This window comes from Vibrio variabilis, from assembly GCF_003263785.1.
Classification (GTDB): domain Bacteria; phylum Pseudomonadota; class Gammaproteobacteria; order Enterobacterales; family Vibrionaceae; genus Vibrio; species Vibrio variabilis.
On record NZ_JYJK01000007.1, the window covers coordinates 18453 to 33149 of the forward strand.

Consider the following 14697-nt stretch of genomic DNA (forward strand, 5'->3'; position numbering starts at 1 on the left):
GTCACCAAGCAATCGTGGCCGGCTACGTCTCTTTTGTCTGGGTAGTTTCCACTCGGCTATAGCGATGGCTTTTAAGTGAAGTGTGAAGAGGTGCGAATGCGGAGTAACGAGTTTTCGTCAGGATATAAAAATTACTTTCTTACCGATAGATCGGGGCTAAATTCGTTGACTCACGAAATTATCAACTTACGGTTGGTTTTTTTGATATCAATATATGGTTGTTTCTCTGGTAAGTTGTTGATTATAGATGAGTTGTAAATGTCATTTTATGGTTGTTTCAACAAACTATGTAAAAACAACCATACCTTGAAATAGCTTGTTTAGTGTACAACTCTTAGGTGAGTTTACTTCAGGTATGGTTGTTTGTTATGAAAAAACGGATTCTCAGAAATTTGTCAGTTAAAAACATATCACGCTTTGTCAGCCTTAAAACTGACTTCATTCACACAGTCGAATCCGACTTATAGTTTTATACCTGCTTTCACGTTGAATTACCGCCAAAATTCTGACTTTTGAAGCTCAACCCATTGGCTTCGACTATCATCTTGATGCTAAGCGGCGTAAGTATACTCCCGCCTTTCTAGTAACTTACAATGACACATATCAATCATTTTATGATAGTAAACCAAAGAGCATTGCGGAAAACGAGGAATTCAAAGAGACTTTTCTGCAAAAAAAGAAAGCAAGCCGAGTATAGGACGATAGCATTGTACATTGCCGTGATTTTTCGACTTGACTTCCTTTTGAAGTCATAATGTGACTCCTTCATATTCTTGTTTGCAAATCTTCCATAGACATAATTATCAAGAGTTGTCGAGTTACAGATGTTAGTTCATAAGCAACACGATTCTGATTGTCTTTGCGAATTTTTATATTATGTATAACAAAAAGATTTAAATTTCGTCATCACCCAAGTGGGTGTTTAATCCTTTCCATGATTCCGAAGTGTGATGTGGGTTTTAAACTTTAAAATAGTCTGTTTAAATAATGAGCTTTAGCAAGCTATATATAAATGAGTTACCATTTGAATGGCGCAATTTATATTTATAAATCATGCTTTGATTTTGGAGTGTTGTGATGAATAGTCCGCTACGCTACCTGAGGATTTTTTGAGTTTCGTACATAGTGGTTACCAGTTCGGCTTTATTTTGATGTTAATTTAGGGGGGAAGTCACTTAAGTTGTAAGTAAATTTCAACTTCTCCAATTTTTTAATGTCGAATACTATTATTGAAAATAATTTATAAAAACTATGGCATCAAGCGCTGAATCTATAACTGTAAGGTTCTGGGAAAGAGGAATAAAGTTATGTTGAGTGTTGTGTGGAGTAATACTCTGAAAATAATGAGATTTTAATAGGTGTGAATATATAAATGAAATATAAAAATAATATGAATGTTCTTGAGGAGAAGATTATTTAGTGTAACGTCTGTCAATGAGTAGTAGACAGAGATTTGAAGATGAAGAGCAAACGCACTATAGAATTTGAGGTATCAGATAACATCAATTTTTCCTATCGTGAACACATTAAGCAGACTCTTCTTTTACTTGGTGTGGAACATATTGCCGTTTCTGTAGTGATGCCCAACAAGTTACCTTATTACCTAGAAGTCAACGGTTTGAGAGAGAGACTAAAGTCTACATCTAAAGAAAAGACCATCCAAATACTTGAGAGTTACTCTGCTGAAGTTGGGGAACCAAAGAGCCAAAAAGTCGCTTGCATTGTCAACAAAGAAATGTGGGTAAGCTACTTCTGTAGTGATGAACTTGTAATCAAGTATACTAATCCATATCTGTATATTGAAAAAATGAAACTAGATTGTGGAAGTCAAGTCGTCTTATATACTCAAAGCTTAGAGGCATTAGAGGAAGAGTCATTGTTTTCATTAAGAAAGTTTTCATATATTGTTGAGAAGTGGGTGATTTCTTGGCTTGCTCACCAAAGGTTGCTTTTTTCCTTAGCCAAATTCCAAAGTTTCAACCAAGAGGCCTTTGAACTCAAACTTACCAAAGCTGAGCAAGACGTCTTAAATTTGATGCTCAAAGGCTATACTAGTAATGAGATTTCCGTCTATCGTCAAGTTTCCAAAGAGACCGTGCGCTGCCAAATAAAATCACTTCTCTATAAAACTGGGTGCCATAGCCAGAATGAATTGATTGCTAGTCACAGCCACTTCAATCATCTTTGTTACTCATTGTTTAATTAACAGTGATTACTAATTAACTCGTATTATAACTGTGATGTTACTTTATTATGGATAGATTCTTAGCTTGTGCTGTTTGTATTGCAACAGCTTTGGTGTTTGTTTTCTGCACTATTCAAGATGTCTACAGTTACGTGTTTGAGTATCTAGTTCTATTACTCCTTACCGTAGTCTATCTATCAGGATATGTCTCTTTTTCATTAACCTCTCGCTGTGGGTTTCTGCTGCTGATTTGTCACAAGCTTTACGAGTGTCTAGAGGAAGTGACAGAACTCCAATGGTGGCTGGAGCAGGCGCGAGTGGTTGAATTTATATTTGACGATATGCTTGTGTTAACGGGCATAGCTATGATTGCAAAAGGGCTGCTATTGACACTACGGAAGCAGAATTATCTACTTAGCAAAGATCCTCACACTCGTTCTTATAACAAACTCGCTATCGAACGTATTGCACAATCAGAGATCGAAAGTGGAAGAGTTCGTCGATTAGACACGTCTATATTGATTGTAGACATCGATAACTTTAAACACTTTAATGATACCTATGGCCATCAGCTAGGTGATGAAGCACTGGTCGCAGTAACTAGACACTTGCAGAGCCAAATTAGAACTTCAGACTATTTGTCACGGTGGGGGGAGATGAGTTTGTGATAGTATGCCCTAATACGTCTCAGACACAAGTTATAAGGCTCATGAAACGTATACAACAGTCTTCCAATCAGCTTCTCCGCATTCAATCTGTTCCAATAAAACTGAGTATCGGTGCTGCAACATCAGAGTGTTCGATTGATACGTTTAGCCAGACTTTAAGAAACGCCGATCGCTCGCTATATCATGTAAAAGAGCAAGGTCGAAATGGATACAAACACTACGCTGAGAGTGAGATAGTTAGTTGTCAGCTTTCGTGATTTTTCTAGGATCTTGTACCATTAGATTCATGCTGCTCACTTGTTTTTCCAGCCCTTCGATGTTCGTCACCAAGATTTTATTTCGAGACAGTTTCACAAGCCCTTTATGTTCTAACTTCTTTAGTAATGCATTAAGTTTAGAACGTGTACAGCCGACAACTGCACTGAGTTTTTGCTGAGTTATGTGCATCTCACAACTAGACTTATCTTCCATCTTGCTATGAATATCCAATAGGATATAACAAAGCTGCAACAGGTTGTTGTGAGCGAAAGAAAGGAATGCTTGTAACCAAATAACGTGGGCTCGCTTGCTGCAGTTGAATAGCCATTTGTACACCTCTGGTTCTTTCTTGGCTAGGGCGAGTATGCGGCTTTCTGGAAAATGGATGATTTCTGTCGACTCAATCTCTTCAAAGGTAGCAATGATCTGAATGTTTTCATTGAGTGTGTTTACGCCAAGCCAATCCCCTTTACCAAATATGCCCCCGATGGTTCTTTCTGGCTCTGTGATGTAAAAGCAGCTCGCTGTGCAACCTTTCAAAATGTAAAACACGCCTCGTTCATGAGCGTATTGGTCTTGTGCCGGACATCCTCGGGAACCGTACTCATATCTCGCAAGCCTGATCAACGACCATTTTAACGAATCACTTAAATCACAAGGCCAGTCAATGTCTTTTATGTTTAAAGTCAGAACGTCCGTCATAACTGCTCCTCTAGTATCCTAATCACTATTTTGTGGAGTAACCATACTCAATACTTGCACCAGAAAGATGCAGTAAAATTACTGCTTTATCAGAGAGGTATACCATCTGTTACCTAGGGAACATAAATTCCTCTTTCGTAATTGCTAATATACAAAATAAAAGGAAAATAAATGAATAGTGATTACAGATTTACCCTAAACGGAAAGGTGATTGACTCTACATCAAAAGTCATACGCTGCGAAGAAACTCGCCATATTCTAGGGTGTTTACCACGAAATTATCGGGATATTCTATATCATATGTACGCCAACTCAAATGACGTCATATCTAAAAGCGAACTTGCTGATGTTGGCTGGAATGGTAAGAAGGTAAAGCTTTCATCGGTTGTCGTAGCTATTTCAGAGATAAGAGCTCTACTAGGGCAAGATATAATACTGACGATACATAACGAAGGGTATGTATTGAATGTTTAGACTTGATCAAGTAGCACTATATATTAGTGCTACTCAAGTTGGTTTAATCAGAGCTTATATTGTGTCTGCGTATAATCGAAGTTAAGCTACTTTACGGATCACAAACGATACAAATCGGCCAAACGAGCTTTCTCCTTTGATTTTTTGCGTCCATGCCATGAACTTGGCATCAACTGTACTTTGATAGATAAGCTTAGGCTTTTCCCTAAACCCCGCGCTCAACAAGGCTTTGACGGTAGAATCTGTGTTCGAACCGCTGTCATAGGCTTTCTTAAGGAAACGATGCGCTTTTTCTACTGGAACTCGATAGTCTTCAATGACGTCTGCTTTGCTTAGCATATCATTGAGCTGAATGTCAGGGAGTTCGGTTTGTACACATCCGGGCTCAACTAACACGATCTTAATGTTAAACTCCTCTACTTCTTGCGCTAGAGTCTTTGCCATTCCGCTGAGGGCGTGTTTACTCGCTGTATACCAACCATTCATACTTGAAGCCGTGCGTGCCGCAATGGAAGTCGTAAACACGATCCGCCCTCTTCGCTGTTTTCGCATGTAAGGGAGTACGGCTTTGGCTATTCTTGCTGGCCCAAGTAGATTGGTGTCGAGTTGTGACTGCGCATTTTCTATGCTTTCTACTTCAACTGGCCCCGCAATAGGGTAACCAGCATTAGAGTAAACAATATCAATAGATCCGTGATGTTCAATCATGCTATCGACCATGATATCGATGCTCTCTCTGTCGCGCACATCGACTTTGAACACTTTCGCTCCTAATGCTTGCAGTTGCTGTAACTTTCCTAGCCGTCTAGCGCCACAATAAACGTTATGACCTGCCGTAATTAAAGACAAAGCAAGGTCGTAACCAATGCCAGATGAAGCACCAAAAACGAGAATATTTTTACCCATAACGCTACCTATTCATACTATTAAAACTGATAACAGAGTAAGTGATGCATATGATTTATCATACAGGGAAAATACTGCTTGAGGTTATATTGAGTTCGAAATGTCTAGATAAGATAGTGCCCAGTTTTGAAAACAACTGGGCACTCGTTGAGTAATTGGAAGTAGCGGTGAATTAGGCAGTTTGAGCGTTTGTTTTCCGCAACTTTTGGTTTTCCAACCAGTAACCAATCGTATAAGCACAAATGGTAATATCGGTAATGACAAAAGGAACAAACTTGGCGTTTAGATAAGCCGTCTCCGGGTTGAAAAAGTTTGAGGTAAATAGATACACCATAAACAGTTTTTCGAGAAAGGAGTACAAGACAATGGATTCTCGCCATTGTGGTATAAATGGACTAGCAGTGATGAAAAAGCCCATAAGACCAACCATGATACCCCAGTGTCTGAACAGAAAAACATACTGTGAATCATAGGACAATCCATTCATTTCACGTAGAGCGCTTTCTGGGTTGATTGCATAAATGACGGCGTACATGGTAACTAAACCAGCAATCACCATGAAGGGTTTGAAGTAACGATTGAAGAACATAAGGTCGTCCTAGTTTGATTTGAATTGCCTGTAAGATAATCCAAACCAAGGGTAGGGTAAGCAGTAAAAATTACTGCATTATCTACTCATTCGTGTCTGCCATCTGCTTGCTTTCAATAGCACTTCTTATTGCTTTAATACAGTAGTCGTACAGCGGTGTATTGTGGTTCTTCTCTGAATAATAGACGGCATGGTGGCGTGGCGATGGAATGTAATCTTGTAACCATGCAGGCTGGTGGTTGGTGATGTCATTTGTTGCCATTGAGGAAGAGAGGTTTTCTGATATGACCAATAGGTCTGAATGTTGAATAAGGTTGACTAGCACAGACATACTTGCGGAGCGATATGAAAACCGGAAGATCTCAGGGTGATTACGCGTAAGGACGGCTCCGTAATCCGGCAAGCCTTGTACAAGAACGCCACCTCTTGGGTACTTTTGAAACTCTTCGATTGTCAGCTCTGACAAGCCGATTGGGTGGTTAACCCTCGATAGAATAACCGGGCGGCTCTCTGTCAATGGCGTCGCCCTTAAATACTTAGGTGTGTCGATAGGGTAGAAGTTTAATCCCAAATGTACGCGACCTTCTTGAATGTCTTTAGGGGTTTCCTCGTCCCAAATGGTGATGTTGAGCTTCGCGTTGGGGAATAAGTTAAATATCAGTGAACTGGTGAGCTCATTTGCAAGTGCCTCTAAAAGTACACTGGATATCGCAATAGTGAGCTCGCCCGTGAACGTTTTTGGATCGATGTGAGCGTGTTCGTTAAGTTTCTCGTCCCAAAACTTTAACTGTTGATCTAATCCATCACCAATAAGGTCGGCCTTGTGAGTACTCTGCAGGGTTGCTCCCGCGCTGTAAAATAGCTTGTCACCAGTATAATCTCTTAGTTTAGATAGCGTTTGACTCACCGCTGATTGACTTATTCCAAGCTGCAAGGCGGCTTTTTGTGTCGAACGAAGCTTATAGACCTCATTGAAGATACGAAGATAGTTAAGATTAAGCTGCTTGGTATAGTTGTTGTTCATAATAAAACCGTATTAGTTTTGCTAATAGACGTAATAAGTGGGATAAAAAACACTATTCATTTAAATTCCTCCTCATTCCTTTGTTTATAGAAATGAATAGGTTTTAAATGAAATTTAATAGATGTCCTGTCGCTGTTATTGTCGGTGCAAGCTTATTGTTTTCGAGTAGTCTGCTTGCCGATGAGCCTGAGTACCATGATGCCGATCCTCGTAATAGCAGTGCACGCGCTGCCGTTTTTGCCGATGATGAGGGTGAGTTAAAGCTGCTTGCTGGTGGCGGCGTGGGCGGCTTAACCAGTGATATTTCTCAAACTGTCGGTTTCGCTGAGTACTACACGCAATCTGAGAATGCTCGCATACGCGGTGCGCACTTTGACCACTTCGGTGGTGTTTACGTTGATGTTTACCACTTAAAACAAGCGGCAAACATGTACACCACAGGTTATATGCTTCCTCTTAGTAGCGAAGATGGCACATTGTTCTTCCCCTCTTTGAACTATACCTATGTCGACTTTCAAACCAATGATCTTGCAGACGTCATGAACTCTCAATTGTCATTAAATGGTGGCTATCCAGAGCATCTCCCTAACGGTGTGTCATCGAGCCACATTACCACTTTGTTAGGTGATAGCGAGGCTCACTTGGGCTCTGTAAACCTGTATGCATTGCACCCCTGGAACGATACCCATTTCTCAGTGTTCAACATCAACTTAGGCTCTTCCTATGGTGGTGCTGAAATGCAAGTGGCGAATATCATGTGGTTACAGGGCATTAAAACCAAAGTCCAAGACAAAGACTTCAATATTATGTTCGAGCTCAAGTACGACGTTCTCTCTATCCAGAACGAGAAACAAGGGTTCGATGAAAAGTCAGAAGAAGTCACAGCATCCATCGGCATTGACTATCGCTTCTAAACGACGGTAAAAGCTCTGCTCGCACAGAGCCTTTACTGCAAAATTAGAAAGTAAAGTTCGCGCCAATAAAGTGAACACTCCCGGACATGGTGCCTTGGAAGTCGGCAAAGTCTCCGGAGCGATCGATTTCGACGTTGCCTAGGTCGGCGTATTCATAGAATAGGTCAATGCGAGTATCACCCAGATGTGTACTTGCACCTAGCGCGTATCGGTATTGTTCGCCTGCTGGAACGTCTACCCACTGTTTTGTTGGGTCATCTTGAGGCGAAGTCTCATAGGACATCCCAGCGCTTAATAACCAATCGGTGTTGAGTTGATACTCGGCGCCGAATGCGAACTTCCATACGTCATTCCAATCTCGATCTATGCCTTGCGGGAGAGGGTTGGCGTTCACGACGTCATTGTAAATTTCAGTGGTCTCAAACGAGCTCCAACGATGATATTGAACGGAAGTAAGCAAGTTAGTCTGCGAGGTAATCTGATAATGTCCACTTAAGTCAATCATGGCAGGGATGATGGAATTGGCTCCGGCCGCTGCATCAGGCGTATCGGTAACAAGCTTGATATCAATGTCTTTAAAGTCGTGTTCGATCTTGGAGCGGTAACTTAGGCCAATAGACCAATCACTCTCTTTAAAAAGAACGCCAGTGTTAAAACCGAACGCCCAGTCAGTGCCTAACTCTTGAGTTTCAAGGCCGTCTGTTTTGAGTTCTAGTAACCCGAGGTTGGCTTGTGCCCCAACTCCTATAGAGACGTTATCAGTCACCTGAAAGCTTAGGGCAGGATTGAATTGTAGTGAACTCATGAATGCTTCATTGAGATGCCCACTACCATCCCAGTCGGTACCGTAGTCGACGGCAGAACCAGAGTATGCGGCAACGTTGAAACCTAAATGGATATCTTTATTTAGTTGACGAACATAAAACAAGCCGCCGTTTGGCATAATGGTTTGCGAGCTAGCATCACCGTTTGGAGACATACCGATGCCTTTAATTGGATTATTAATCGCATTGATGGGGTCAGCGGAGCCATGAGGGTTACTGTCCTTATAGTGCATTTCTAAGTTAAGGATTAGGGTATTGATGGTTGTGAGTTCATCACCCATTTGCGACATCGTTGCGGGGTTCGTCCATGATGCGGCCGCAGATGTGCTATTCACACCGTCACCGGCACCCGCAGTCCCAGAGTTAGCGTAAATAGCTTCTTGCATTAGCGTGCCACTTGCATTCGCTAGGTTAGAAACAATAAGTAGGACAAGAGCGTTTCTTTTCATTCTTCAGTTCACTGCTTAGTTAAATTAAGGAATTGGTTTTTGGGCAGTGTAGAGAAGAAAGTGGATGGTTAAATCAGTAATATTACCGCTTGGCTATAAAGTGAGATTTAAAAAAGCCGAAAACAAAAGTGCTTTCGGCCTAAAAAATAAGCAAACGGTGTGTTACTTAATTGGCCATACGTATTTGAGCCACGCCATCATTCGGAAAAGAATCCGTCGAACAATCGAAGTATGCAGAATGTCATTTTCTTCATTAATGATAACTGCTTGGCCTTGAACACCTAATGGCAAACTATATTGGTCTAGGTCTTGATCAAGTTCGATGATTCCGATGGCAAAGCCATGCTGAGCTAGGCTACGTGCAGACATAAGAGTACCGTTTGCTTGAACTTCTCCCTCACGCATCGCCGGCAATACTTGTACCAGTTTGCCTGTTAAGACTTTGCCTGGGGCAGAATCAAGGATCACCTCTGCATTAAGCCCCGGTTTCATGCGCTGCAACGAATTTTGCCAAAACATTCCTGCTATCTGGCGTTTGTTACTCGTCGGCACAAATACCATTGAAGGACGCAGCGGTAACGTAACGACACGGAACCCTGGGGCAAGAGCCACTTGCGTCGCAACGCCATCACTCGGTGCTCGAATAATCGTGTTTTCAAAGTCCAACTGAGCTTGGTGCTTGGTTTCTAGAAGCTGTGCGACGCGTGTGTTTTCGCCGTTTATCATTGAGGTGGTGCTAAGCAAAATGCGGCGCTCATCCGCTTCGGCAGCAGTGAAGGTCGCGACTGCTGCATCTAACTGTGCTTGAGCGGCTGCATAGAGTTCACGTTGGCGATCTACATCTTGGTCTGTAAATGGTGAGTTATCACCGCCATTTGTGTGTGCATCCTTATATCGCTGAAAGGTTGTGAATGTACGGTCTCGGTTTGCTTCGGCTTTAGCAACGGCAGCTTCCGCTTTATCTGTAATACTTTTGGCTGCTAGCAGCGCTTCTTCGTTTTGGTAGGCATGCGTTTTTGCCTCTTCCAATGCTGCTTCAGCTCTTCTCAAGGCAGACATTTGTTTGTCGCTCTTGATGGTATAGAGTATCTCGCCCTTTTTTACAGGGATATTAGGCTGTACAAATACTTCTTCCACGGTGCCAGAAATCTCAGGAATGATTGGCACGCTGACGAAGTACTCTTTTGAAAACTTGGCGTAGGGGTGGTTGAAATTCATCGCGATCATGATCGTACCCAAGATAGCGATTCCGCCTAATACGGCTGTGGGGACAGTCCACTTGTTCAACGGGATTTTGAGCAGTTTAAAGATGGCTATACAAATCGCTGTGTAGGTGAGAATAATTAGCATATCCATGATAGTGCCCTAGTGGTTGCTGTGGGTGCGTATCGCTTTCAGTTCGGCGATTTCTTGTTTAAGAGTAGCGATTTCCAGTTCAAGTTCGTTGCTGCTATTACCGCTCATACCCCAGCCAATACCCGGTTTGTATAGCGTTGCCCAGATCCAAAGAAACGGCCAGATTGCATGAAGCGTAAATAGACTTACCCACCCTGCGACATGAATCGCGTCTTGGTGAGGGTGATTGCGTTTATGTGCTATTTCATAAGGAATATCGTGGATAACGATGATGCCGTAAAAAATGGTGAGTCCTACAAAGAAGACTAAAAATAGAGCGAAGTAGTCCAGCATGATTATGTTTCCATTAATTGAAATGTAATGAACTTTCGTTACACAGGCAGAGAAAGTCGCAGGAATAATAAATGGCTGAAAAAAAGAGCTATAGAGTAGATTTACTGTGTTTTGGAAATGATTTGTGAACTGTGAAATCGATACGGATAGCCATCACACTAGCTCTAGGTTGAATGCAGTAATAAGTACTGTATTAATGTAAACGTACAGAATCTAGCATGCGCTCATTATTTTATTGATTTCGTTTTCAAATATAAATACTGAGAGTTCACCATGAAAAGTGTAATGAATAAAAATGTCCTCGTAACTGGCGGTGCTATGGGTATGGGCAAAGCTTATGTGATTCGCGCAATTAAAGATGGTGCGAAGAACATAGTGATCTGGGATATGAACGAAGAAGCAATGCAAGCCACGAAAGAGGAACTTAGTAACGGCAGAACGGAAATTCATACCTTCAAAGTCGATGTGACAGACACAGAGTTAGTGTACCGGACAGCAGAGGAAGTGCTGACGTCTGTCGGCGCCATCGATCTTCTAATCAATAACGCGGGTATCGTTGTTTCAGAGCACTTCATCGAGCACGATCCTAAGAAAATTGACCTGTCTATGCAGATCAACAGCACTGCACCTATGCACGTCACACGAGCATTTCTACCAGCAATGGCGGATCGTAATGACTGTCATATTGTAAACATTGCTTCTGGTGCAGGGTTGATGTACTGCCCGCGAATTATCGTCTACTGTGCAAGTAAGTGGGCGATGCTAGGCTGGTCACAAGGCTTGCGTGTTGAGCTTAAAGAGACGCTGCCGCATATCAAAGTCACGACGGTAACGCCTGGTCACATTGATACTGGAATGTTCGAGGGAGCTCACTCTAAGTTTCTACCGCTGATCTCAATAGACACTATGGTGGATGCGGTATGGAACGGCATAAAGAAAGACAAAGCCATGGTGGCACGCCCACGTGCAGTTGGCTTGCTGCCACTTGTGCGAGGTATTTTAGGGCTGAAAGGCTTTGACTGGCTGCTTAAAGTCTCGGGTACTAATGACTTTATGGCTGGTCATGAGGATAACCGTAAAAAGTAGATACCCACTGTAAAAAAATGAATAAGGCTTTATCAATAGATAAAGCCTTATTCAATCGTGTTTCATTGAGCCTAGAGTCCCTAGCTCGTTCGAAAGCGCATAAGTTTGTGGTAGCTTAGGATGCTTCTATTCCTAGACCATTTCGTAGTGCAAACTGAACCAGTTCAGTGTGATTATCTAACTCAAGCGTGTCCAACATTCGATATTTGTGAGATTCGATGGTCCTTGGGCTGAGAAACAGTTTTTCAGCACACTGCTTTGCAGTAAAACCTTGCGCCAACAATGCTAAGACTTTGCATTGTTTTTTGCTGAGTCTGAGTAGTTTCTCGCTCTCGTCTATTGGCGATTCGCTGCCTTGGTTTAGGCTTTTTGTCACCGTCGAGTGTTGCCAATACACCAGCCAAATATCACACAGTACTTTGAGTTGATTAACCTCTTCCTCAGATAAACTCGTTTGGTCATCACGAAAACGAGAGAAAGCAAGTGCTCCCCATACCTGTCCAAATAACTCTAAACGCACAATGCCGTGCCAGCGACCACCTTCTGCATGTAGTTCGCGAAGAGTGCTGATGTTTGATTTTTCTAGTTCTTGGCTGTTGAACATCTGATACTTGCTTTTGGAGCGAAGCAATTTTAAGTATCTTGGTAGTTACCGACAACGAACTTTTCTTTTTCTAAAGGTGGAATGTGACTTTGCGAAACGGAAACAGTTTTTCCGTCATTGAGTAAAATCATCGAGTTTGGGAACAGCGTTAAACGATCTAGGTTAAACCACTCCAAACCTTGTTTTGCCAGTTCAAGAAAACTGCTATCGAAATCTTGCGCACGACATGAGGCCAGAGTAGTGACTTGGTATTGTATCAATTGTTCAAAACTTGAAATTGCTTTTATACTCATAACGTTCCCATTTAACTGACGAACTCTTAAAATAGCTTACCAGCCAATTTTATGTCAACATGAAATTCAACAGTACAGGAGATTTACTGTATGAACTGACTTTTTATTATTTTATATTGTCATGTTCTCTAATGAAATAAATCATTGTCTTTGTGCTCTATGAGTTAAATATTGAATTGCAGTAAACTTACTGCTTACCTGTTATCCCAATCATCGAATAATAGCTCTCAATTCAACTACCCTTTAAATTATAAGGTCTGAGCTATGTTTAACAAAAAAACGTTCTTGCAACTAGCGGTAGGGGCTGCGTTAACGGCAACTTCTATGGCAAGCTTTGCAACCACCGATATGACCCGCCCCAACATTCTAGCTATCTGGGGCGATGATATTGGTATCGACAACATTTCTGCTTACACTCGCGGTCAAGCGGGTCACTGGACTCCAAACATCGACCGTATCGCTAATGAGGGTGTTCTATTTACTGATTTCTACGGTGAGAACTCTTGTACTGCAGGCCGATCCGCATTCATCACGGGTCAACATCCAATGCGAACGGGTTTGACTAAGGTAGGCATGCCGGGTGCCGCTGAGGGTATGAAGCCAGAAGATCCAACGATCGCGACCATGCTAAAAGCAAAAGGTTATATGACCGGACAGTTTGGTAAGAATCACCTAGGGGATAGAGACGAGCATCTGCCAACGGCGCACGGTTTTGACGAGTTTATGGGTAGCTTGTACCACCTAAATGCCGAAGAAGAGCCTGAGCACCCGGATTATCCAAAAAATCCTGAGTTTAAGAAACGTTTTGGTCCTCGTGGCGTCATCCATTCATACGCTGATGGACGCATCGAAGATACAGGTGCATTGACTATCAAGCGAATGGAAACCGTGGATGAGGAGTTCCTTGAAGGTGCGCTAGACTTTATTGACCGTGCTCATAAAGAGAACAAGCCATTTTTTGTATGGTTCAACTCGACTCGAATGCACGTTTGGACTCACCTAAAAGAAGAGTCAAAGGGCATCTCCAAGCGCGGTGGGCTATACGGTGATGGTATGGTTGAGCATGATAACATGGTTGGCCAACTGTTGGATAAACTAGATGAGCTAAACATCGCGGACAATACCATCGTTTCCTATACCACCGATAATGGAGCGGAGAAATGGTCTTGGCCAGACGGTGCAACGTCTCGTTTCTACGGTGAGAAAAACTCGACTTGGGAAGGGGCTTCCGTGTACCCGCGATGATGCGTTGGCCAAATAAGATCCCTGCTGGTAGCGTTGCCAATGAAATCGCGGCACACAACGACTGGGCGCCGACGTTTCTGGCGGCTGCGGGTGAAGACAACCTGAAAGAAGAACTGAAAAAAGGCAAAAAGCTCAATGGTAAGGATTACAAAGTTCACCTAGATGGTTTCAATTTAATGCCAGCGCTTAAAGAAGGTAAGAACACAACGGCCGATAGCAATCCTAACTGGCCACGTAAGGGCTATGTATATGCAGCAGATGATGGCCACATTTCTGCAGTGCGTATGGGTGACTGGAAAGTCATGTTTACCGTAAACGAATGTCACGGTATTAAGACTTGGCAATGTCAGTTTGAGGAGTTGCGTTTCCCTTATATCTTCAATCTACGTCAAGACCCGTACGAAAACGCGCACCTAGACGGCGTCGGCTACCCGCAGTGGCAAGTTGAGCACCTACCGTACATGTACATGGGAGCGGCTTATACGTTCCAGTTCTTACAAACATTCCAAGAGTTCCCACCTCGTCAAGTACCGGGTTCGTTCTCTATCGACCAAATCGTTGACAAGATGCAAATCTGGCAGCGCGCACAATACCAATAATTTTACTCATCTATCGGGAATGAGTTATCGATAGGCAGGTAATTCGCTTGCCTATTTTTTTATTTTGCTAGCATGCAGTCACTACATAGCGAGATTTACGTCGAGTATGAAAGTAGACTAATGTCATGTTGTTGAAAAAGAGTTTGTTTTTATCACCCAGACGGGGGTGAGAAGTCATCGCTTCATGG

General features: G+C 42.4%; 12 protein-coding genes and 3 pseudogenes. 7 read left to right on the forward strand and 8 right to left on the reverse strand.

Annotation, left to right across the window (positions count from 1 at the left end):
- The first annotated feature begins 526 nt into the window (after positions 1-526).
- The 3 genes and pseudogenes from TZ48_RS26205 to TZ48_RS26210 all read left to right on the forward strand — a co-directional run bounded on the left by TZ48_RS26205 (position 527) and on the right by TZ48_RS26210 (position 3110).
- A complete protein-coding gene (locus TZ48_RS26205; protein ID WP_420822917.1) occupies positions 527-697 on the forward strand; it encodes a hypothetical protein in 171 nt (56 codons plus the stop codon).
- A 762-nt stretch (positions 698-1459) separates the two neighbouring features.
- A complete protein-coding gene (locus TZ48_RS01100) occupies positions 1460-2206 on the forward strand; it encodes a helix-turn-helix transcriptional regulator (protein ID WP_112477934.1) in 747 nt (248 codons plus the stop codon).
- 344 nt (positions 2207-2550) lie between these two features.
- Positions 2551-3110 (forward strand): annotated as a pseudogene (locus TZ48_RS26210) (GGDEF domain-containing protein).
- Here the strand turns inward: TZ48_RS26210 and TZ48_RS01115 are convergent.
- On the reverse strand, positions 3091-3813 hold the full coding sequence (locus tag TZ48_RS01115; RefSeq protein ID WP_112477937.1) for a Crp/Fnr family transcriptional regulator: 723 nt from the start codon (positions 3811-3813) through the stop codon (positions 3091-3093). The pseudogene TZ48_RS26210 and the gene TZ48_RS01115 overlap by 20 nt on opposite strands.
- 171 nt (positions 3814-3984) lie before the next feature.
- Between TZ48_RS01115 and TZ48_RS26215 the strand changes: the two genes are divergently transcribed.
- Positions 3985-4287, forward strand: a complete 303-nt coding sequence (locus TZ48_RS26215; protein ID WP_112477938.1) for a winged helix-turn-helix domain-containing protein — start codon at positions 3985-3987, stop codon at positions 4285-4287.
- Between the two features lie 81 nt (positions 4288-4368).
- Here the strand turns inward: TZ48_RS26215 and TZ48_RS01125 are convergent, their stop codons facing one another.
- The 3 genes from TZ48_RS01125 to TZ48_RS01135 form a co-directional block, all read right to left on the reverse strand.
- The gene (locus tag TZ48_RS01125; RefSeq protein WP_112477939.1) at positions 4369-5193 is read right to left on the reverse strand and encodes an SDR family NAD(P)-dependent oxidoreductase; all 825 of its coding nucleotides are present in this window, start codon (positions 5191-5193) and stop codon (positions 4369-4371) included.
- A gap of 172 nt (positions 5194-5365) precedes the next feature.
- Positions 5366-5782 (reverse strand): hypothetical protein, encoded by a 417-nt coding sequence (locus TZ48_RS01130; protein ID WP_112477940.1) that lies wholly within the window; start codon positions 5780-5782, stop codon positions 5366-5368.
- A gap of 82 nt (positions 5783-5864) precedes the next feature.
- Entirely contained in the window at positions 5865-6806 is a 942-nt protein-coding gene (locus tag TZ48_RS01135) for a LysR family transcriptional regulator (RefSeq protein ID WP_112477941.1), read from the reverse strand.
- Between the two features lie 107 nt (positions 6807-6913).
- Here TZ48_RS01135 and TZ48_RS01140 point away from each other — a divergent pair, with 107 nt between their 5' ends.
- Positions 6914-7720 carry a hypothetical protein gene (locus TZ48_RS01140; protein ID WP_112477942.1) on the forward strand — a complete coding sequence of 269 codons (807 nt, stop codon included), beginning with the start codon at positions 6914-6916 and terminating at the stop codon, positions 7718-7720.
- A 43-nt stretch (positions 7721-7763) separates the two neighbouring features.
- On the opposite strand, the gene TZ48_RS01145 is transcribed toward TZ48_RS01140, so the two are convergent.
- The 3 genes from TZ48_RS01145 to TZ48_RS01155 form a co-directional block, all read right to left on the reverse strand.
- Positions 7764-8993, reverse strand: a complete 1230-nt coding sequence (locus TZ48_RS01145; RefSeq protein ID WP_112477943.1) for an OmpP1/FadL family transporter — start codon at positions 8991-8993, stop codon at positions 7764-7766.
- 162 nt (positions 8994-9155) lie between these two features.
- Positions 9156-10349 carry an HlyD family secretion protein gene (locus tag TZ48_RS01150; RefSeq protein WP_112477944.1) on the reverse strand — a complete coding sequence of 398 codons (1194 nt, stop codon included), beginning with the start codon at positions 10347-10349 and terminating at the stop codon, positions 9156-9158.
- A gap of 9 nt (positions 10350-10358) precedes the next feature.
- Positions 10359-10685, reverse strand: coding sequence for a DUF3302 domain-containing protein (locus TZ48_RS01155; protein WP_112477945.1), 327 nt, complete (start codon positions 10683-10685; stop codon positions 10359-10361).
- A 282-nt stretch (positions 10686-10967) separates the two neighbouring features.
- On the opposite strand from TZ48_RS01155, the gene TZ48_RS01160 reads away from it, so the two are divergent.
- Positions 10968-11768, forward strand: coding sequence for an SDR family NAD(P)-dependent oxidoreductase (locus tag TZ48_RS01160; protein ID WP_239670644.1), 801 nt, complete (start codon positions 10968-10970; stop codon positions 11766-11768).
- A gap of 115 nt (positions 11769-11883) precedes the next feature.
- Here the strand turns inward: TZ48_RS01160 and TZ48_RS01165 are convergent.
- A pseudogene (locus TZ48_RS01165) lies at positions 11884-12665 on the reverse strand (helix-turn-helix transcriptional regulator).
- 264 nt (positions 12666-12929) lie between these two features.
- Between TZ48_RS01165 and TZ48_RS01170 the strand changes: the two are divergent.
- Positions 12930-14509: pseudogene (locus TZ48_RS01170) on the forward strand (arylsulfatase).
- Positions 14510-14697 lie beyond the last annotated feature (188 nt).

Excerpts from the sequence above, each read along its gene's own strand:
- TZ48_RS01125 (WP_112477939.1), bottom strand. The coding sequence starts at position 5,193 with ATGGGTAAAAATATTCTCGTTTTTGGTGCTTCATCTGGCATTGGTTAC.
- TZ48_RS01160 (WP_239670644.1), top strand. The coding sequence starts at position 10,968 with ATGAATAAAAATGTCCTCGTAACTGGCGGTGCTATGGGTATGGGCAAA.
- TZ48_RS01135 (WP_112477941.1), bottom strand. The coding sequence starts at position 6,806 with ATGAACAACAACTATACCAAGCAGCTTAATCTTAACTATCTTCGTATC.
- TZ48_RS01130 (WP_112477940.1), bottom strand. The coding sequence starts at position 5,782 with ATGTTCTTCAATCGTTACTTCAAACCCTTCATGGTGATTGCTGGTTTA.
- TZ48_RS01100 (WP_112477934.1), top strand. The coding sequence starts at position 1,460 with ATGAAGAGCAAACGCACTATAGAATTTGAGGTATCAGATAACATCAAT.
- TZ48_RS01140 (WP_112477942.1), top strand. The coding sequence starts at position 6,914 with ATGAAATTTAATAGATGTCCTGTCGCTGTTATTGTCGGTGCAAGCTTA.
- TZ48_RS01150 (WP_112477944.1), bottom strand. The coding sequence starts at position 10,349 with ATGGATATGCTAATTATTCTCACCTACACAGCGATTTGTATAGCCATC.
- TZ48_RS01115 (WP_112477937.1), bottom strand. The coding sequence starts at position 3,813 with ATGACGGACGTTCTGACTTTAAACATAAAAGACATTGACTGGCCTTGT.
- TZ48_RS01145 (WP_112477943.1), bottom strand. The coding sequence starts at position 8,993 with ATGAAAAGAAACGCTCTTGTCCTACTTATTGTTTCTAACCTAGCGAAT.
- TZ48_RS26215 (WP_112477938.1), top strand. The coding sequence starts at position 3,985 with ATGAATAGTGATTACAGATTTACCCTAAACGGAAAGGTGATTGACTCT.